Below are 20,685 nucleotides of genomic sequence, written 5' to 3'. Positions count from 1 at the left end.
TGAAGTTTACAAACAAAAATTACTTCGGTTGCAAATTAATCAACGTTTCATATAAATGTATGTGTTCAGCTGCAATTACTTCTTCCGAAAAATCTGTTAAAATGCTAAGTCTGGCAGCCTTATGAAGTTCTTCTTTATTTGGACGATGGTAAAGCCATTCAATTCCGTTGGCTAAATCTTCTGCGTTTTTATATTCTGCCAAATAGCCATTTTGCATGTGTTTAACCATATCTGGAATTCCGCCAGTTGTAAAGGCAATCACTGGAGTAGCGCAAGCCAAACTTTCCATTACGGTATTCGGCAAATTATCTTCGAGCGATGGCGTTATAAAAGCATCAGCAGCCGAATAACATTTAGCCAAATGTTCATCCTTGTTAATAGTTCCTAAAAAGGTGGTTTTGAAGGGAAATGTCGGCATTTCAGCATTTTCTTTATTACCAAAAATTACCAATTCGATATCTTCCTTATTTATTCCAGCCCGGCGTGATAAAATTTCCAACGCATTAATTAAATAAGGTGTTCCTTTATGCTTATCATTTTTTGAAGGCATAAAACCACTCATCAAAACAAACTTTTCAGGATTTATTTTTAGTAGTTTTTTAGCTTCTGATTTAACGTAAGGCTTAAAAATTTTGGTTTCTATAGTATTCGGGATTACTGATGTTTGCCGTGTGCCCAATAAACTACTAAACTTTACCGAGCCTGCCATCCATTTACTTGGTGCAACGATATGAAAATTTACTTCAGTATAAGCTTTCTGCTTGCGTAACCATGTTTTATGTGAAATATCATTTACGCCACTTATTTTTAAAATTGGGCAATTACCGCATTGCTGATGAAAATTTTCGCAGCCATAACGCACATGGCAACCACCGGTAAATGCATTACTATCATGAAAAGTCCAAACAATGGGTTTTTCCAATTCATCAAGCTGTGCTAAAAATTTAGGGTTTAAAAAACCATGATTTACCCAGTGTAGATGAATAACATCGGCATTTTTAACATCAGGATGATTAATGACAGAACGACCAAACCATTGCAAGCTGAAAGGCGTTTTAACCGATTTGCTTAACCACTTGGCATAATATCTTTCAGAAAAAATATTGTAAACAGCTTTAGCTTTTTGAAATGGCGACTTACTAAATGTATCTATCGCCGGGTTTTGCCCAAACTTGTAATAAACTAATACTTTCGAATCGATACCGCTTGCATTAAGGGCATCACTTAAGCGCAAACAGGCTCTTCCTGCTCCGCCATTTCCGTCATAGGTATTTAGATGTACAACTTTCAAATCACTCAAAAATACATTTTATTGTTTACGATTATAAAAACTGTTGCGTATTTTCAACCTTCGAAAGCCAAACAAACAAAATCATGATTAAAAAACTATTTAAATCGCTAGCAGCAATAGCTTTGTTGTTGCCGTTTAATTCATTTTCTCAAGGTCAAACTTATTTTGCAGCATACCCAGCTTTAACGCCCGATGCACAAACAATAGTATTTGCTTACGATGGTGATATTTGGAAAGTGCCGGTTAGCGGTGGTGTTGCTTCACGCATAACAGCTATGCAAGGTGAAGAAATTAATCCAAAAATATCTCCAGATGGGAAATGGATGGCGTTTTCTTCTAATCAATTTGGAAATTATGATGTTTATGTAATGCCATTGGCGGGTGGCGATATTAAGCAACTTACTTTTAATGATGCCGCCGATGAAGTAGACAATTGGAGCTGGGATTCGAAAACAATATACTTTACTTCTGGCAGGTTCAATTCTTTTTCGAGTTATAAAGTTGGTATAAATGGCGGTACAGCAGTTCGCCTGTTTGATAATTATTTCAATACTACGCATCATATTGCCGAGTCTCCAAATGGAGAATTATTTTTTAGTGATACCTGGGAAAGCTATCGTTTTGCCAATCGTAAGCATTATAAAGGAGCATACAATCCCGATATTCAATCTTACAATCCAAAAACAAAGGCTTATAAACAATACACTAATTATATAGGTAAAGATTTTTGGACAAGCGTAGACCAAAAAGGCAATATTTATTTTGTATCGGATGAAGGAAATGAAGAGTATAATCTTTATACCTTTCTAGGCGGAAAAAAAACAGCCTTAACCAATTTTGATTCTTCAATTAAACGCCCTTTTGTATCTGCAAATGGAACAACAGTAGTTTTTGAGAAAGATTATCAACTTTATACTTATGATGTTGCCTCAAAAAAAACAGCAAAAATTAACATCAGCACCTCCAGAAATCAGGTTTTAAGTAAAGAACAAGAATATGATGTGCGTGGAAATATTTCGGCTTTTGATGTTTCTACGGATGGTAAAAAAACCGTATTTATATCAAGGGGTGAGGTATTTGTAAGCGATGCTGATGGAAAATTTATCCGTAAGATTACCAATAGCGGCGAAAGAGCTTTGCAATGTAAATGGTTGGCCGATAATAAAACGATATTATTCAGCCAAACGTGGAATGGCTACCAAAATTGGTTTACGATTACTGGAGATGGAAAAGGAATGATAAAGCAGTTAACGAAGGATAAGGCAAACAACAGAGACATCACACTTAATAAAGCTAAAACTTTAGGCGTTTATTTAAGTGGAAGAAACGAGTTAAAGCTAATCGATTTAAAAACTTTTGAAAGCAAAACATTGGTTACAGATGAATTTTGGGCAATTCAAAATTCTACACCAAGTTTCTCTCCAAATGATGAATATGTGCTTTTTACGGCTTACCGTAACTTTGAACAAGATATTTTGGTGCATAGCATAAAAGGAAATAAAACCATCAACTTAACTAATACAGGCGTTACCGAAACTGCTCCGGCTTGGTCGCCTGATGGTAAATACATTTTCTTTACCAGCGCCCGTACCGATCCTTTTTATCCTTCGGGAAGTGCAAATGTTCATATTTATCGCATGGCCTTGAATAATTATGATTCGCCCTTCCGTGCTGATAAATTTGATGATTTATTTAAAGAAACACCAGTTGCACCAAAAGAAGTTACGCCATCAGAGGATAAAAAGACAAAAAAAACAACCGATACAGCTAAGAAAAAAACGGATGTAAAACCAACTCCGAAACCTGCAAGTGTAATCACAATTAACACGCAGAATATTTTAGATAGAATTGAGCTGGTTAGTCCGGGCTTTGGCAGTCAGTTTGGAACAGATGTATTTGCCAAAGGCGATAAAACTTATGTGTTCTACAGTTCAAATCACGAAGGTGGAAAACCGGGTTTGTACAGAACAACAATAGAGCCTTTTGAAGCAAATAAAACCGAGAAAGTTGGCGATGGACAGGATTATACAATTATCCAAAGTGGAGATAAGTTTTTTACCTTAATTGGTGGTGCGATTAATAAGTATAATCTTGATGCCAACAAACTTGATAAAGTGGATCATGCTTATAAATTCGCCAGAAACCTAAATGCCGAATTTAACCAGATGTTTTATGAAACTTGGGTTGGTTTGGATGAGAATTTCTACGATGAAAACTTTCACGGTGTTGACTGGGAAAAAATGAAAATTCGCTATTCAGTTTATTTGCCATATGTAAATAATCGTAGCGATTTAAGAATTTTATTGAATGATATGCTTGGCGAATTAAACTCATCGCACATGGGTTTCAATAGTTTTGGTGCTGAAGAAAAGAAAAACTTAAATTATATCACCAATCAAACGGGTATCATTTTCGATAATGAAAATCCGTTAAAAATTGAACGTGTTGCGGCAAAAAGCAATGCAGCTTACGGTAGTGTAAATATTTTACCTGGTGATGTTTTGAAAAAAGTAAATGGGGTGGAGGTTGATGAAAAGATCGACCGCGATTATTATTTCAGCAAGCCATCATTAGATAAGGAAATGACTTTAACTTTTGCCAGAAGTGGTAAAGATGTTAACGTAAACATTCATCCGCAAAGTGCCGCGAGTTTAAGAAACAACCTTTACGATGAATGGATTGCTAAAAACCGCTCGAATGTAGATAAATGGGGTAATAATAGAATCGCTTACTCGTACATGAAAAATATGGGAAGCGGAGAGTTGGAGCGTTTTCTGTTAGATATGGTAGAACAGGAAGAAAATAAGGATGCGATTATTTTAGATTTACGTTACAACACAGGGGGAAATGTACACGATGCCGTATTAAGATTTCTATCGCAAAAACCGTATTTGAAATGGAAATACAGAGGTGGTAAAATGGCTCCTCAAAGTAATTTTGGACCAGCAGCTAAACCAATTGTGCTTTTAATTAATGAGCAATCGTTAAGTGATGCAGAAATGACTGCACAAGGATTTAAGCAATTGAAGTTGGGTAAAATTATTGGAACTGAAACTTATCGATGGATTATTTTTACTTCGGCGAAAGGTTTGGTTGATGGTTCTTCTTATCGTTTGCCATCTTGGGGTTGCTATACAATGGATGGTAAAAACATAGAAAAAGATGGTGTAACGCCTGATATCTATATTAAAAATACTTTTGAAAACCGTTTACAAGATAAAGACCCACAATTAGAAAAAGCGGTAGCTGAAATTTTGAAAGACTTAAAGTAGGGGTTAACTGCTAAATTATTTGAATTGGTTAATTGTTGGTGTGGTCTCTACATTAACAATTAACCAATTTTTATTTTAGAGCGTTAGTCATTTTTCAATTAACCGATTTATCATTTCTACAGTTAACTAAATTTTCCGTTTCTTTGGAATTGGAATCAATTTAAAACATGGCAAATTTATTAACCGACAGGGCTTTTTGGGTAAATTATTGGGAAAGTAAAAGAGGACTGGCCGTTCAGTTACCTGAAAATTATCTGTTTCATAAACAGCTTGCCGAAATCATCACAAAGCAAAATGTAAAAACAGCCATTGAGTTGGGTGGGTTTCCGGGTTATTATGCCGTTTTCTTAAAAAAGTTTTTCAAGCTTGATGTTACTTTATTAGATTATTTTGTTCATCAGCCTGTAGTAAATGAGCTTTTAGAAAAAAATAGTTTATCTGAAAAGGATATTAACATAATCGAAACAGATTTATTTAATTATCAACCAGAACAACAATATGATTTAGTTCTAAGCTGCGGATTGATTGAACATTTTAATGATACAGCTGATATTATCAATCGTCATATTGCCTTTGTTAAACCTGGTGGAACACTATTTATTACCTTGCCAAATTTTAAAGCCGTAAATGGCTGGTTTCAGCGAAACTTTGATAAAGAAAACTACGATAAACATAACATCGATAGCATGAATCCTGAATTGCTAAAATCAATCTGCGAGCAAGCAGGTTTGAAAGAAGTAAAATCAGGCTATTTCGGGCATTTTAGTGTTTGGTTAGAAAATGAAAGTCAAAAATCTGCCGGTGTTCGTCTGTTTAAAAAAGCAGTTTGGTTAACAGGTAAAATCTTCACTAAAATTATTCCATTCGAAAGTAAAAGCTTATCGCCATATATTATCGTTGAAGCTAAGAAACCTTTATAAACTTTTCTTGTAAACCCCAAATTCGCTCAACGTGATGCAAACTGGCGATTTTGTGATGTTTAACCTTAGCTTCTGCGCTGTAATTGGTTGCTCCAATTTGATTAATCTTTTTGCACCAATACTTTCTCCGCTGTAAACTTTCTTCCACGCATTATTTTCGAAAACCTCAACATTAAATTCTTCAATTCTTTGTCCTAACGGGATGAATTCTTGTAAACTAATAATATCAAAAGTCTTCGCCGATTTTAAATCGATTTCTAAACTTGCCTGATGTATTGCATCGGCAGTTGCCCAGTAGCTGTTTTTATTGCCATCTAAAATGCTATTAGAGTTATAGTTTTTGCCTCTTGTATTGCTCGGAGTTATATGTGCATCCTTAGCCAGATTATTTGCAAAAGTGTGCTTAACCATATCACCAAAACCTTTTAAAGCCGCAACATCATCACTATGCAATTGCCCTCTAGTATCAGGCGCTAAGCCTAAATCTAGAGCAGCGCCATTTCCAACACTTTGTAAATATAAATCGAACAAAGTTTCTGATGATTTTGGTTTTTCATCCGCATGGTAAAACCAGCCTTTTCTTAATGGAACATCGCATTCTGCAGGCATCCAAAACTTGCCATTTCTAATACCCATTGGGCTTTGCGGGTAATTCGCCTGACCAGGAACCGCAACATTTTTACCTTCTGGCGGAAGTGGTGTAAAAGTAGCCCAACTGGTTTTTGCAGCCGTACCGTCTTCGCTTCCAACCCATCTAACATCTAAACCAATATCGCTGAAAATATTAGCCATTGGCTGCATTTTTCGCGTTATTCCCCAAGTATTGGTCCAATCGTAATAAGTTGTATTATCAATAGAACGTTTTTCTTTAGCCCCACCATAATAGCCATCACCACCGTTTGCTCCATCATGCCAACTCATAAAAAGTTCGCCGTAATTTCTGTATAACTCCTTAAGCTGCGCTTGATAAATGGCCAAATATTTATCTGTTCCATAAAGTGCATTGTTTCTATCCCAAGGTGAACAATAAACCCCAAATTTTAAACCATTTTTTCTAACCGCTTGCTCAACTTCTTTTACTAAATCTCCTTTTCCATTTCTAAAAGGGCTTTTAGTGATGTTATATTCTGTGGTTTTTGTTGGCCAAAGCGCAAAACCATCATGGTGTTTTGCAACTAAAAGGATGCCCTTTAAACCGCCATCTTTGGCCGCATTAATGATTTGCTCCGCGTTAAAATCCGAAGGATTAAAAGTTTTTGGGTCGGCATCACCAAAGCCCCATTCTTTATTTTCGAATGTTGTAGGTGTAAAATGTATTAAACCATAAACCTCAACATCGTGCCAGGCTAACTGCCTTTTAGATGGGATTGCACCGTATGGTTTTGGTGCGGTTTGAGCAAAAATGTTTAAAGAAATTAATAAAAAAACGGTGGTTAAAATCTTCATAATTGGAGTTTAGAACACCCAAATTACAAAGAATTATTTAGAATAGCCTGTTTGTTATTTTGAAAAATATTGAGCTAACTTTTCTTTTACAAAACGCTTAATTCTTGATGCCAAGTTTCCTTTTCTATTTCCTAAAAAGTGTTTTATAGCTTGATATGCATTTTTATCTTCGGCTATAATATCAGGGAAGTTGGTTATTCGTTTTGGATTAATAACCACGTTGTAAATGTCATTAATTCCCGAATGTACGCCTGTACCATCATGCCCAATATTATTCACTAAAGATTGAGCAGGATTTAATGTTAAGCCACCTTTTAAAAATATAGAAGCATACCAACGAATCGCCCAGCTATTGTTTTTGCCTCTCTTGAATTCCTGCATTTGTTTCCAGAAATTCATAGAGTTGTCTATAGCGAAAGCTGATTTTTTCTTCGAATCGAACTGATTTAACAAAGTATCGATGTTTGGTTCAAAATGTTCCCAAGCTCTTGCCCATGTTGCCCAGCCCCAACTTGTAGCTGCTCTAAAGAAAAAAGATTGTGGTAGATTCTCCTCTTTTAGAGGATACATATAAGCCCCAATGTGCATCACCTTCTCCTCTGTATGGTAGCGGTTTAAAGCATCGTTAAAATAAGTTAAGGTATATGGCGATGAAACTAAATCATCTTCAAAAACGATAACACGTCCGTAATCCTTTATCAGCTTACTAACGCCTGCAATAACAGAATTTGCTAATCCGGCATTATCTTTTCTTTCGATGATTTTAACAGATTTGAAACCATCAACTTTGTTAATTATGGCTTTAACTTCCTCTACTTTATCAATATCATTTTCACTTTTAGCTCCATCAGCAAAAATATACAAACGACTTTCTGCAGCAAGTTCATTCTGCTGTAAAAACTTTAAAGTACGCTCGGTATGCTGCGGTCGATTATAAACGAAAAGTGCTATTGGTGCAAGGTTTTGCATAATTTATTTAGAACGAAGTTTAGATAGGTAAAGATTGCTTCGTTGTTCCTCCTCGCAATGACGACAAATGAAGCGTCATTGCGAACCGAAGCTTTTGGGCTGCGTAGGGTGAGTGAAGCAATCTCATTTAAAAATGATTAAAATATATGCAAGTTCGAATCTGATTTTTTAGTCAAAACTGTATAGGCATTAGCAAATTGCTCTTGTTTTTTTCTGCCTAGAAAATTACCTAACGTTTTTTTAATCCGATATTCTAGTTCGATTTTGAGGTTTTTGGCAAAAGATTTAGGTGCTTTCTTATTGATGAATTCATTAAACTTAACGGTTTCAGTAGCCGTCATCGAGACTTTATCTTCTAAAATTTCAAGTCCTTCGCTTTGCAATAAAAACCTTAACGATGTTGGCGTGTACATATTGATATGCCCATAATCAAGAAAGTGTTTCATGCGTTGGTCTACACCGAAACGGTAATCTTTCGGAACTTCTACAACAATGTATTTAGAAACCCTTTTTAATTCACGAAGCAAAATTCTTTCATGCTCTACATGCTCCAATACATGCGCAAGAATCACCAAGTCGAATGCATTATCTTCAAAAGGAATTTTATACCCATCAAATGTTTGAACAGATTTTAACCGTGATAAATTTCTGCTTTTGATAATATCGACACCGCTTTCTGCAATCTCTAACGCATGAAGTTCTGGTGCGAAATTCCATTCATTTAAAAAATGAAGGATGCTACCATCGCCTGCGCCCACTTCTAAAACTTTTGCAGGTTTTATACTTTGGCAAACCTCAACAATATTTTTAGCCTTGTATTTTGCACCAAGCATTCTCCATGCAACATCGCTGTTGGTATAAAAGTTATCGTAGGCGGTTTTTACTTCTTCGCTTAGCATAATGGTGTGAATTAAATGCCCAAACAGTTATTGGGTTTATAAAAAACTGATGTTGCTTTTTCGTAAAATAAGCCTGGAGATATTCCGCTAAAACTAATTTCTTTAAACCCTTGCTCCAAAAGTAAAATCCTTGCCGGATTATAAACTTCACGCTCACTATCATCTAAAACTATAACGCCGTCGTTAGTTAATGCATCCAAACTATATTTGCAGCAGCGCACTCTATCTCTTCCATCAACAATAATGATTTCGAATTTCTTATTCAGTAAAGCTGCTTTTTTAGCGTATTCACCATCGCGTTGCAATTCGCAGTAAATCATTTCTGCATTTGCCGGACTTGTATTCTTTACCTTTTCGAACCAATTTTTATCATGTTCTACTGATGTTACCGAACCAGCTTTATCTGCATAAAAAATGGTAGAATTGCCAGAGCCATATTCAAAAATATTCTGAGTCTTATTTATTCGTTCTTTAATAAAATCGATAAAAGAATAGGTGACCCAGGGAAGCGCTTTACCATCACCGTCAACAGCTTGCTTGTTGTCGAATGCGGTAAACCAGCCAATACTGTTTAAGTAGCCCTTGTGTCCGTATGATAATAATGCTTTTAACCTTGAAGGTTTAGCAATTAATGTGCTTAATGCTTTTAGTGTACTCAACGTTTTAATATTTTTTGAAATGCGGTTATCAAAAATAATGATTTTAACATCATTATACCTTGTTGGCGAGTTTTGGGGATTAATAAAAGATAAAATGTTGAAACAAAGCAAGCGATGAGTGTTGCTAATGATGCACCAACTCCGGCATATCGTGGGATTAACCACATATTAAGTCCGATATTGATTATTGCTCCTGCGGCTGTTCTGTAGAATGAAATTTTTGTAAAACCTTCTGCAACCAAGTATTGCGAACTTGCCGTGCCTAAAAATACAAATATACCCGACCATATATGGATGGATAACATTGGTCCGGCACCATCATATTTTCCTTGGTAGATAATATGAATAATATCAGAACCAAAGAAACTTATAAAAAGCGCAACGGGTATGCTGATAAAAACGAGTAGGTCGTATAGGTTTCCTAAGCGCTTCTGATATCGCTGTAAATCGGTTTTGCGGGCATTTAGTAATGCCGGAAAAACAGAAGTTACAATGGCCACCGGTATAAAATACCATGCTTCACTTAAGTTTTGTGCTGCACTGTAAATCCCGACCGCTTTACTGCCAATGCTTTTAAGCATTACAACGTCTATTTTCATGTAAATAGAAACCATTACTGCAGACAGTATTAATGGCGAAGACTTTTGTAAAAGAAATTTTGCTCTTTGTTTATTAAACGTCCAATCGAAAATATTGAATCCTCTTTTCTGAAAAATTATAATTAGGCCAATTGCCAAAATCAATCCATCAAAAACATATGCTATTACAATGTATAGAAGCGGAAGATTTAGTGTTATGAGAATTATTTTAACAACTGAGGTAATAATTAAACAAATATTTTGTACTTGTACTACATATTTGGATTGTACCTGCGATTGAAAATATGCATCAATTACATTAAATGATTTGAAAAAAGATGCAAGGGCAAGCAAACCCACAAGTAGCGTTAGTGGTTCGCCAGGATTTGAGGAAAAATGATGGCTTATTAAATATATGGCTACCGCTATCGGGATTAAAAGCGCATTGGCAACCATTCTGAGCCATAACGATGTGCCCAATATTTCGTTGCGTTTTTCGGGCTCTTGAATTATCTCTCGAATAATAAAAGTGTCTAAGCCTAGTGCGCCGACAGCTGCTAAAATTGCAACTAACGATAATCCAAAGCTTAAATCCCCAAATAAAATAGGACCGAGGTATCTTGCAATCAAAAGATTTACGACAAGGCTAAGTCCTTTTCCAAACATAACCCAACCAGCATTTTTTAAATACTTGTTAAATGCCTCCTCATCAAAACCTTTTATGGTGGGTAATTTCATTATCGCAAAGATGTGAATTTTAAATGCTTTGCTGAAAACTTTGCTCAATTCGAATTAGTTGCTTCAAATGGTGCTTTAAATGAATTTCTATAAACCGTAACCATTGCTTTGCATTTAAATAACCCAATCGTGGATGTTTGGTTTTTGAAGTTTTACTTGCTCGGGCAATTAGTGGATATACCGTTTCTAAAGCCTTCTCAAACTCTAGAATAAAATCCAAAGCTTCGGTTTTACTAATTTTCTTTACCCTGCCGGCAAGTCTTTTCGGTACTTCATATTTTTTTGCTGGAGGTAAAGAGCCAAATAAAAGAATAAATTTTACGATAAAGTGCGTGGGTTTAGCTTCGCCCTTTCCTTTTGCTGCATTTTCTAGCGCAATTGTGGAGAGCAAACTCGAATCGAAAATATGGCAGTAAACTTCGCTGTAACTCCAGCCGTTAATTGGTGGCGTGGTTTCAAAAATATCATCAGTGTATAATGAAAGTTTAGCTTTATAAGCATCAACAACATGATGGATGGAAACTTTTATTTTGGCTGAATTCATTTGATGTAAGTTATGAATTAAAATAGATGCAATAATTCTTCCAGATGCGTAATTTCCTTCTTTATATCATCTGGTCTTTCTTTTTTCAGAGGATTAAAAAATATTGCATCTATTCCGAATCCTAAAGCGCCATAAATGTCGGCTTCCAAACTGTCGCCAATCATAATGCTTTCTTCTTTCGATGCTTGAGCCTTTGCTAAAGCATGTTCAAAAATTAATGGATTAGGTTTGTTAACGCCAACATCTTCTGAAATAATGACGTTAGTGAAGTATGGATTTAAACCTGATAAATGCATTTTAGTCAGGGTAGTTTCTTTAAAGCCATTTGAAATGATATGCAAAGTATATTTTTGTTGTAGGTAACTCAATACGTTTTCTGCACCTTCAAATAAATTCGTTTTCGTTGGCGAAATACTTACATAATCATCTTCAAACTGGTGCGGAACCGCATCAGGATGAACGCCTAACTGTATAAAAGTTTTATTGAATCTTTCGGCTCTTAAAAAATCCTTGGTTATTTTGCCAAGATGATAATCGGCCCAAAGCCGATGATTATTTTCAGTATAGGTAGTGATAAATTCATCACAAGAATTAAGTCCTAAAGAGCCTAATTTATAAGTGTGAAAAAGCTCATTTAAGGTTTCTTCTGCATTTCGGTCAAAATCCCAAATGGTATGGTCGAGGTCGAAAAATATGTGTTTTTTGTTTTTCAAGATGTTCTGTTGTTGGAATGTTGAACGGTTTTAATATTGAAAGTTGGAATGTTTGAAGGTTGAAATGTCTCAGTTGGAATACCAAATCCTGTTCATCCTTAGCTCCTAAAAGTCATGGTCACACTTTTTCACCATAAGCCAAATCTCCGGCATCACCCAAACCTGGTACGATGTAAGATTTGCTGGTCATTTCCTCATCTACAGCACCAAGCCATAATTTCGCCTTGGGTAAATTAGCTTTAACATGGGCAACACCTTCGGTACTTGCAATAGCAGCAACAATATGTAATTCGGCAATTTTATAACGATTTAACAATTCTTTGCAACACATTACCATGCTTTGTCCGGTTGCAAGCATTGGGTCGGCCATTATTAAAATGCGACCATCCAAATCGGGCGTAGAAATGTAATCCATCTGAATTACAAAATCACCGCTTTTTTCAACCTTTCGGTAAGCTGAAATAAAACAGCATTCTGCCTTATCGTAAATGTTCAGTAAGCCTTGCTGCAAAGGTAAACCCGCTCTTAAAATTGTAGCTAAGACAGGTTGTTTTTCTAAAAAATCGCATTGCGATGTTCCCAAAGGCGTAACAACTTCTTTTGTTGTAAACGTTAAAGTTTTACTGATTTCATAAGCGAAAAATTCCCCCAAACGTTCGAGGTTTTTGCGAAAACGCATTGAATCTTTCTGTACATTTTCATCACGAAGTTCTGCAACAAAAGTATTTGCTATTGATTTTGTCTTACTCAGGTCGAATGTCATATTTTTAGTTTCCGGCATATTTTATCATGTCGATATAAACAGCTCTCAATTTTTTAAATTTAACATTTTCTGATAAATTTTTCAGTTGCCAGCTACTACAAAAGTAACCATTTACCATCTTCACTACATCAATAAACGTATTGGTGATGTTAACAGCCTCATTAAAACCTAAATACTGAAAGGCATTGTCGCAAATGGCATAAGATTTTATACTAATTGCCGTAACTTTTTCAAGCTGTAAATCGTACCAGTTAAAGGGTGTGCAAGTTCCTGCCCTGAATCCGGGCGTATCTTCATAACCCATAGAGTAATCAGAACTTATGCCTGCTGAGAGCAAATGAAGATAACAGGATGGCAATTTTAAACCTTCGGTTTGCTGGCTTGATAAATTAATTAAGCTTTGCTGCAATTCCTTTAGCTTAAATAAATCTGATTTTAGTGACACAAATTTTTCTTTATCTGTTGTGCAAGGGCGAAATAGTCCGACGATTTTATTTTTTAGAAAAAGGCTGTTGTGCTCAAATTTTAATCGGTTTTTAGAATCGGCAGGGAAATTTATAAAGTAGATAGGCTTTTGGGTTGAATGAACTTTATCCAGCGATTCAATTACGAACTCAGGATTGATTTCCAAACCAGTAAGTTTATCAAAAATGCCACTCAAATATTTCTGCTCTTTGTTAAATATCGAACTGAAAATAAATTTTGTTTTGGGGATGAACTTTTCTGGAACATCAGGTTTTAAGGTGAAATTGATAGTAGATTGATGGCTGAATTTCTTTTCCGGAAACCTTAACGAAGGATATTTCTTCCTTAACATATTTTTTATCAGTAATGCCCATTCATCAATTACGGGGCGATTTAGAATTTTCCATTTATATTGAAGGCTGTCTTTAGCTTTAAATTCAAGATTACCATTCGCTCTGTGGATGTATTCTTCGTATCGGCTTAAAATATAAAATGAAGCGGCAAAAACATCAAACGGCAAAGCCGAATCATCAACAGAAAATGGTACTTTATAATCATCAAATGTTGTTGTTTTGAGCTTTATTTCTTCAACTTTGTTGGATAATAGAATGCTCGAATTTTTGAAAAAAAGCTCGTTACCGAAAGGTTTATCTGCGTAGCTAACTCTCGCATTTTCGCTCTGCAGAAAATACTCCGTGTTTCCGGTAAACTCAACTTCGATCTTTAATATATCCTTAAATATAAAATTGAAGATATATTTTATCCTTGGTGTTAAAATTGGCGAAAAGACAATTATGTGCATATTTAATAACAATAGAGAGCGGTATAAACTTTACTTTTGAACAATTTATCCTGCCGATTATTGCCTTTTCACATTATCTTACGGTTAGGGCATCTAATAAAATTAGGGGTTTTTTAACCTTAGTTTAATATCTAATTCAAAAATTACAATTAAAAGTTTGCCGAGAAATTTTTATCAGGATAAAGAATTTTGCCACTTTTCCTAGTCGAACCCTTAACTAAATGTACGATACTCATCTGGTCGTCAAACAAATCGTAGAGAATTGAACTATTTACTTCAAGCGTTTTTATTGCTGATATTTTTTCAACTTCCAGATAAATATTTGTGGCTTCATGGTCAATTTCAAAACCGATGTAATTCATGCTAACTGGCTTCCCGTTGGCTTTGATTAATAAATGACTCTGCAGATATTTTTTTACCAATACATCCATTTGATTTTTTAAAGCCGGATTTACCAAATCTGTTTTCTGCTTGTAGGTTTTAGACAGAATGCTCTCAAAATCATCGCTAAAAATTCTACAGCTTACTTCCAGTGTTTTCTCCTTTTGGTTGAAATTAACCTCAGTTGTACTCACATGAAGTGGATGTTTCTCGAGTTTTTTAAAACTAAATAGAGAAATGATGAAAAATAAGGTAACAAGTTTGGTGTTTAACGCTAGCATTTGGGCGATTTTAATTTTTTTAAGATTAAAATTTTAATTTTAAGGATTCAAAAATACTAAAGCTTATTACACAAAGCTAATTTATAATGCCATTGCAAGATTTCTTATTTTATTTTAAACTCGGTTGGGAACATATCATCAGTGCAGATGCTCTAGATCACCAACTATTTATTTTAGCTTTGGTGGCTATTTATAGCTATGAAAACTTAAAGCAGGTTTTAATTTTAGTAACGGCTTTCACCATTGGACATTCGTTAACTTTATTTTTAAGTGTAACCGATGTTTTCCGTTTTGATAGTAAATGGGTTGAGTTTTTAATTCCATGCACCATTGTTTTAACAGCAATAAGTAATCTTTTTCGTAAAGATTTTTCACTAAAATCTGTTAAAATAAACTATTACCTTGCTTTAGTGTTTGGATTAATCCACGGAATGGGTTTTGCAAATTCAATTAGGATAATGCTAGCCAAAGGCGATAATATTGGTTGGGGTTTATTCGGCTTTAATCTAGGTTTAGAAGCCGGACAGGTTTTTATGGTTTTTATAATTTTAATCATAACCTTATTTATTTTCAACTATACAAAAATCAAACGCCGCGATTGGGTTTTATTCATCTCGGCTGCGGTTTTCAGTTTGGCTTTACAAATGTCATTACAAAGAATTCCTTTTTTATAAATATCATTATGAACAAATTATTTACGTTAACCGGTTTATTGCTTTTTACGGGGAGTTTAGCAATAGCACAAAACATCCAGAATAATCCTGGCAGTAACCACGGAAACAAGTTTGAGCAATTGGGTACAATTTTGCCAACGCCAAACGAACAAAGAACAGCAAGTGGTGCACCAGGTGTAAAATACTGGCAGCAACGAGCCGATTATAACATTAAATGTACGCTTGACGAAAAAAACCTATTGTTAACAGGAAGTGAAACGGTAACTTATACCAATAATTCGCCAGATCCATTAACTTATATATGGTTGCAACTTGATGAAAACGAGCATAGCACAAGCAAAAATGCAAACTATCAGGATGCAACTAAAATGCCGAATGCTGGTACAACAAAAAGTATTGATGCGTTGAGTTCTAAAACAGATAACGGTTTTGGAATTAACATTCTTAAAATAACCGATGCCTTAGGCAAAAAACTAAGTTATACAGTTAATAAAACAATGATGCGTGTTGATTTACCGGCACCATTAAAAACCGGGCAAAAGTTAATTTTCAATATCGATTGGAATTATAAAATAACCGATAGGATGGCCGAAGGTGGTCGTGGTGGTTACGAATATTTTGCAGGCGATGGAAATTATTTGTTTACAATGGCGCAATGGTATCCACGATTGTGTGTTTACAGTGATTTCCAAGGATGGCAAAATCACCAGTTTACTGGCAGGGGAGAATTTGCCTTGACCTTTGGCGATTTTAAAGTGCAAATGACGGTTCCTGCAGATCACCTTGTGGGTTCAACGGGTGCATGTTTAAACTACAGTGCTGTTTTAAATCCAACGCAATTAAGCCGATACAATACAGCTAAAACCGCAACTGCCCCTGTAGAAATTCAAACTTTAGCAGAGGCTAAATTGGCTGAGACGAAAAAATCAACCGCTACTAAAACCTGGGTTTTTCAGGCAGATAACGTACGCGATTTTGCATGGACTTCTTCCCGCAAGTTTATTTGGGATGCAATGCCGCAAAAAATAGAAACCAATAACAATACGGTTATGTGTATGAGTTTTTACGGTAAAGAAGCTTACAATTTATACAGCAAATTCTCTACTCGTGCAGTTGCGCATACCATTAAAACGTATTCTGATTTTACCATTCCTTATCCTTACCCGGTTGCACAAAGTATCGAAGCCGCAAATGGAATGGAATATCCTATGATTTGTTTTAATTATGGTCGTACGGATGCAGATGGAACTTATAGTGAAAGCACTAAAAACGGAATGCTTGGCGTAATTATTCACGAAGTTGGGCACAACTTCTTCCCGATGATTGTGAACAGCGATGAACGCCAATGGACTTGGATGGATGAAGGTTTAAACTCTTTTGTTGAATATTTAACTGAAGAACTTTGGGACAATACTTTTCCTAGTAAAAAAGGTCCGGCTTATACTATTGTTGATTATATGAAATTGCCGAAGGATGAGTTAGAACCAATTATGACCAATTCAGAAAACATCGCCCGCTTTGGTCCGAATGCTTATTCTAAACCTGCAACGGGTTTAAACATTCTGCGTGAAACCATTATGGGAAGAGAGCTGTTCGATTATGCTTTTAAGGAGTATTCTAGAAGATGGGCTTTTAAACATCCGCAACCGGCAGATTTATTCCGTACAATGGAAGATGCGAGTGGTGAAGATTTGGATTGGTTTTGGAGAGGTTGGTTTTATGGAACAGAACCTTGCGATATTTCATTAGATAGCGTGAAATTTGCCAAAGCAGATTTCCCTACTTCAGTTCCGGAAGCAAGAGCAAGAATGGTAAAAATTGATAAGCCTGCCGTTAATGCTTTTCAGGATATTTCTAAAATCAGAAACAGAGGTGATAAAACGATAAGTTTTTATACCGATAAAACACCTGCAGCACAAGATTTTTATTATAAATATGATAGAGGACAAGTAAGTGTTGATACTGCAACGGCTGTTAGAGTAGAAGGTACTTCTGTTTTAGAGCCGCTTCCTACTGCTGAGCAGACAAAATACGAGAACAAGTTTTTTTACGAATTGGTGTTTAGCAACAAAGGCGGTTTAGTAATGCCAATTATAGTTGAGTTTACTTATGCAGATGGAACGAAAGAAATTGATCGTATTCCGGCGCAGATATGGAGACACAATGAGCTGAAAACATCTAAATTTTATGTTAAGGATAAAGAAGTACAATCCATTTTAATTGATCCATTGCGTGAAACAGCTGATATCGACACCAGTAACAATACTTGGGGTGGCAAAGCTAAAGAAAGCAAATTCAAGGTTTTTAAAGCCAAAAATGCAACTGCAGTTAGAGGGCAATCGGTTGGTATGAACCCGATGCAAAAAGCTGCGGGTAAATAGATTTGATTAAACTTTAACCAGAAAAGCCTTGCTCATTTAGCAGGGCTTTTCTGGTTTATTTTCGATTTTGAAATACTGTTTTTTGTAAATTAAACCCGGTAGAAGCGGACACGAAGCCCGATTTCTCGGGCAAGTAAAGCGGATAACGGGGCTTTCGAAACCGATAAGCATAGAAACCTGCTTTTCAAATAAAAAACTAAGTGAATTTTATTACGTTTTACTGGTAATGCTAATGTGTTTGGAATTGCTTTGCATAGCAATATTAGCTAAATTAGATCCCGCTTATGAAATTTAAAATTACTTCGGCATACAAGCCTACGGGCGACCAACCAGGCGCTATTAAACAATTGGTTGATGGCGTAAACGCGAACGAGAATTATCAAACTCTATTGGGGGTTACGGGCTCTGGTAAAACATTTACCGTTGCCAATGTAATTGAGCAAACGCAAAAACCGACTTTAATTTTAAGTCATAACAAAACTTTGGCAGCACAGCTATACGGCGAATTTAAAAATTTCTTCCCCGAAAACTCCGTTAATTATTTTGTTTCATATTACGATTATTACCAGCCCGAAGCCTTTATTGCATCGAGTAATACTTATATCGAAAAGGATTTAAGTATAAACGAGGAGATTGAAAAACTGAGGTTGCGGACTACATCATCTTTAATGAGTGGCCGGCGAGATATTATAGTGGTTTCATCGATTTCGTGTATTTACGGTATGGGAAACCCAGAAGATTTTTCGAGAATGGTTTTTCGTTTCGGTGTGGGCTTAAGGATTTCGAGAAATGCATTTTTGCACAGTTTGGTCGAGATTTTATATGCAAGAACGACAACTGATTTTAAACGTGGAACTTTCAGGGTTAAGGGCGATACGGTTGATATTTTTCCCGCTTATCTCGATCACGCTTACCGCATTTCCTTTTTTGGCGATGATATTGAGGAACTTTCTGCAATAGATCCGGTTTCTGGTAAAACTTTAGAAAAGTTGCAAGACATGGCAATTTACCCTGCGAACCTTTTCGTTACACCAAAGGATAAGTTTAATCAATCTATTTGGGGTATTCAGGAAGAGTTAGAGATTAGAAAAAATCAATTAATCGCCGATAAACATTTGTTAGAAGCAAAGCGATTAGAGGAGCGAACTAATTTTGATATCGAAATGATGAAAGAATTAGGTTATTGTTCTGGTATCGAAAATTATTCTCGCTTTTTTGATGGCAGACAACCAGGCATGCGCCCTTTCTGCCTGCTGGATTATTTTCCAGATGATTATTTGATGGTAATTGATGAAAGCCACGTTACCGTACCGCAAATTAGGGCAATGTACGGCGGAGACCGCTCTCGTAAACTTTCATTGGTTGAATATGGGTTCCGTTTACCAGCCGCATTGGATAACAGACCTTTAAACTTTACGGAGTTTGAAGCTTTAGCGCCACAAACCATTTATGTAAGTGCAACGCCAGCTGAATATGAATTGCAAAAATCGGAAGGGGTGGTTGTAGAACAGGTGATTCGCCCGACGGGTTTGCTAGACCCAATTATTGAGATTAGACCGGCAATTAACCAGGTTGATGATTTATTGGATGAAATAGACTTAACCATAAAGCAGGGCGGAAGAATTTTAGTTACCACTTTAACCAAACGCATGGCTGAAGAATTGACTAAATATCTGGATAGATTAAACATTAAAACGCGTTATATACATTCTGAAATTAAAACATTGGAGCGTGTGGAAATATTAAGAGGTTTACGTTTAGGTGAATTTGATGTTTTAGTCGGAATTAACTTACTACGTGAAGGTTTGGATTTACCCGAAGTTACTTTAGTAGCAATTTTAGATGCAGATAAGGAAGGTTTTCTGCGTTCAGAGAAGTCGTTGATTCAAACGATTGGTCGTGCGGCAAGAAATGATAAGGGTAGGGTAATTATGTATGCTGATGGTATGACAGACAGCATGGAAAAAACCATAGATGAAACCAATAGAAGGAGAGAAAAACAAATTGCTTATAATTTAGAGCATGGCATTACGCCATTAACGGTTGGTAAATCTCGAGAAGCGATTTTAGAACAAACTTCGGTGTTGGATTTCTCTCAAAAAGCAAGCGATAACAAAGCGAGAGCTTATATTGAAAACGCTGAAATTAGCATTGCAGCCGACCCAATTGTACAATATATGGGCAAGGCCGAATTACAAAAGGCAATTGATAATACTAGAAAAGACATGCAAAAGGCAGCAAAAGAAATGGACTTTTTACAGGCTGCTAAACTGCGTGATGAAATGTTTGCATTAGAAAAAATGTTTAACGAAAAGTTTGCTAAATAATATGGATGGACAAAATAGAAAAGACGTATTTCCTGGTTTGGAAGTTGGTATAATTTTAAAGAAAGACCAACGTAGTGGAAATGTAACTTATGGTGTGGTTAAAAATTTACTAACCTCATCAGCGTTTCATTCAAGGGGAATAAAAGTGAGGTTAGAAGATGGGCAGATTGGTAGAGTTTGCGAAATAATCGAAGATTAGGAATTGTAATGAAAATGCAATTAATCTGCAAAAAAGTAACAAAATATTTATGGCTACGTCTATATTTGTATAATAACAACTCAGAATGGGATTAGTAAAATTTATATTTATAACAATAATGGTGCTTTGGGTTATCCGAATGTTAATTCGTTTAATATTGCCAATGTTGTTTAATAATATGGCAAGTAAAATGCAACAGCAAGCTACTGGTCAGCAATATCAACAGAAAAAAAGAAAACCTGAGGGTTCAATTTCTATTGATTATATGCCTCCCAAGCCAGACCAAAGCAAAACCGATAAACTCGGTGATTTTGTAGATTACGAAGAGGTTAAATAATGTAGGTCCTGATGAAAATCAGGACTTTTTTGCTATAATATTATCG

18 protein-coding genes are annotated in these 20,685 nt (G+C 35.7%); 7 read left to right on the top strand and 11 right to left on the bottom strand.

The window, feature by feature from the left end; genetic code table 11:
• Positions 1 to 19 precede the first annotated feature (19 nt).
• On the bottom strand, positions 20 to 1,300 hold the full coding sequence (locus R2Q16_RS04330) for a glycosyltransferase (protein WP_316735364.1): 1,281 nt from the start codon (positions 1,298 to 1,300) through the stop codon (positions 20 to 22).
• 74 nt (positions 1,301 to 1,374) lie between these two features.
• Between R2Q16_RS04330 and R2Q16_RS04325 the strand changes: the two genes are divergently transcribed.
• Together R2Q16_RS04325 and R2Q16_RS04320 are read left to right on the top strand one after the other, a co-directional pair.
• Positions 1,375 to 4,563 carry a S41 family peptidase gene (locus R2Q16_RS04325; RefSeq protein ID WP_316735361.1) on the top strand — a complete coding sequence of 1,063 codons (3,189 nt, stop codon included), beginning with the start codon at positions 1,375 to 1,377 and terminating at the stop codon, positions 4,561 to 4,563.
• A 167-nt stretch (positions 4,564 to 4,730) separates the two neighbouring features.
• The gene (locus R2Q16_RS04320; RefSeq protein WP_316735359.1) at positions 4,731 to 5,483 is read left to right on the top strand and encodes a class I SAM-dependent methyltransferase; all 753 of its coding nucleotides are present in this window, start codon (positions 4,731 to 4,733) and stop codon (positions 5,481 to 5,483) included.
• On the opposite strand, the gene R2Q16_RS04315 is transcribed toward R2Q16_RS04320, so the two are convergent.
• The 10 genes from R2Q16_RS04315 to R2Q16_RS04270 all read right to left on the bottom strand — a co-directional run bounded on the left by R2Q16_RS04315 (position 5,478) and on the right by R2Q16_RS04270 (position 14,721).
• Entirely contained in the window at positions 5,478 to 6,929 is a 1,452-nt protein-coding gene (locus tag R2Q16_RS04315) for an alpha-L-fucosidase (protein ID WP_316735357.1), read from the bottom strand. The two genes, R2Q16_RS04320 and R2Q16_RS04315, sit on opposite strands and share 6 nt — an antisense overlap.
• A 54-nt stretch (positions 6,930 to 6,983) precedes the next feature.
• Positions 6,984 to 7,898, bottom strand: a complete 915-nt coding sequence (locus R2Q16_RS04310; protein WP_316735354.1) for a glycosyltransferase — start codon at positions 7,896 to 7,898, stop codon at positions 6,984 to 6,986.
• A 137-nt stretch (positions 7,899 to 8,035) separates the two neighbouring features.
• A complete protein-coding gene (locus R2Q16_RS04305; RefSeq protein ID WP_316735352.1) occupies positions 8,036 to 8,797 on the bottom strand; it encodes a class I SAM-dependent methyltransferase in 762 nt (253 codons plus the stop codon).
• A gap of 11 nt (positions 8,798 to 8,808) precedes the next feature.
• Complete coding sequence (locus R2Q16_RS04300; RefSeq protein ID WP_316735350.1) at positions 8,809 to 9,456, bottom strand: FkbM family methyltransferase; 648 nt, start codon at positions 9,454 to 9,456, stop codon at positions 8,809 to 8,811.
• The gene (locus tag R2Q16_RS04295; protein ID WP_316735349.1) at positions 9,453 to 10,772 is read right to left on the bottom strand and encodes a flippase; all 1,320 of its coding nucleotides are present in this window, start codon (positions 10,770 to 10,772) and stop codon (positions 9,453 to 9,455) included. The genes R2Q16_RS04300 and R2Q16_RS04295 overlap by 4 nt, the downstream gene beginning before the upstream one ends.
• Positions 10,773 to 10,791: 19 nt before the next feature.
• The gene (locus tag R2Q16_RS04290) at positions 10,792 to 11,316 is read right to left on the bottom strand and encodes a DinB family protein (protein ID WP_316735348.1); all 525 of its coding nucleotides are present in this window, start codon (positions 11,314 to 11,316) and stop codon (positions 10,792 to 10,794) included.
• Positions 11,317 to 11,333: 17 nt separating this feature from the next.
• Positions 11,334 to 12,032, bottom strand: coding sequence for a YjjG family noncanonical pyrimidine nucleotidase (locus tag R2Q16_RS04285; protein ID WP_316735773.1), 699 nt, complete (start codon positions 12,030 to 12,032; stop codon positions 11,334 to 11,336).
• A gap of 115 nt (positions 12,033 to 12,147) precedes the next feature.
• Positions 12,148 to 12,792 carry a uracil phosphoribosyltransferase gene (upp, locus tag R2Q16_RS04280; RefSeq protein ID WP_316735347.1) on the bottom strand — a complete coding sequence of 215 codons (645 nt, stop codon included), beginning with the start codon at positions 12,790 to 12,792 and terminating at the stop codon, positions 12,148 to 12,150.
• A 4-nt stretch (positions 12,793 to 12,796) separates the two neighbouring features.
• Positions 12,797 to 14,059 carry a DUF7033 domain-containing protein gene (locus R2Q16_RS04275; protein WP_316735346.1) on the bottom strand — a complete coding sequence of 421 codons (1,263 nt, stop codon included), beginning with the start codon at positions 14,057 to 14,059 and terminating at the stop codon, positions 12,797 to 12,799.
• 149 nt (positions 14,060 to 14,208) lie between these two features.
• Entirely contained in the window at positions 14,209 to 14,721 is a 513-nt protein-coding gene (locus R2Q16_RS04270; protein WP_316735344.1) for a DUF6702 family protein, read from the bottom strand.
• A gap of 86 nt (positions 14,722 to 14,807) precedes the next feature.
• Between R2Q16_RS04270 and R2Q16_RS04265 the strand changes: the two genes are divergently transcribed.
• From R2Q16_RS04265 to R2Q16_RS04245, 5 genes are all read left to right on the top strand, one after another.
• Entirely contained in the window at positions 14,808 to 15,395 is a 588-nt protein-coding gene (locus tag R2Q16_RS04265) for a HupE/UreJ family protein (RefSeq protein ID WP_316735343.1), read from the top strand.
• A gap of 8 nt (positions 15,396 to 15,403) precedes the next feature.
• Positions 15,404 to 17,776, top strand: coding sequence for a M1 family metallopeptidase (locus R2Q16_RS04260; protein WP_316735342.1), 2,373 nt, complete (start codon positions 15,404 to 15,406; stop codon positions 17,774 to 17,776).
• Between the two features lie 284 nt (positions 17,777 to 18,060).
• Positions 18,061 to 20,103 carry an excinuclease ABC subunit UvrB gene (gene uvrB / locus R2Q16_RS04255; protein ID WP_316735341.1) on the top strand — a complete coding sequence of 681 codons (2,043 nt, stop codon included), beginning with the start codon at positions 18,061 to 18,063 and terminating at the stop codon, positions 20,101 to 20,103.
• A 1-nt stretch (position 20,104) separates the two neighbouring features.
• Positions 20,105 to 20,302, top strand: a complete 198-nt coding sequence (locus R2Q16_RS04250; protein WP_316735340.1) for a YwbE family protein — start codon at positions 20,105 to 20,107, stop codon at positions 20,300 to 20,302.
• Between the two features lie 85 nt (positions 20,303 to 20,387).
• The gene (locus R2Q16_RS04245) at positions 20,388 to 20,639 is read left to right on the top strand and encodes a DUF4834 family protein (RefSeq protein ID WP_316735338.1); all 252 of its coding nucleotides are present in this window, start codon (positions 20,388 to 20,390) and stop codon (positions 20,637 to 20,639) included.
• Positions 20,640 to 20,685: the final 46 nt, after the last annotated feature.

The sequence above is a fragment of the Pedobacter aquatilis genome, from assembly GCF_032678425.1.
GTDB lineage: Bacteria > Bacteroidota > Bacteroidia > Sphingobacteriales > Sphingobacteriaceae > Pedobacter > Pedobacter aquatilis_B.
The sequence above is the reverse complement of the archived record's forward strand: the minus strand, read 5'-3'. Positions and strand labels throughout refer to the sequence as shown.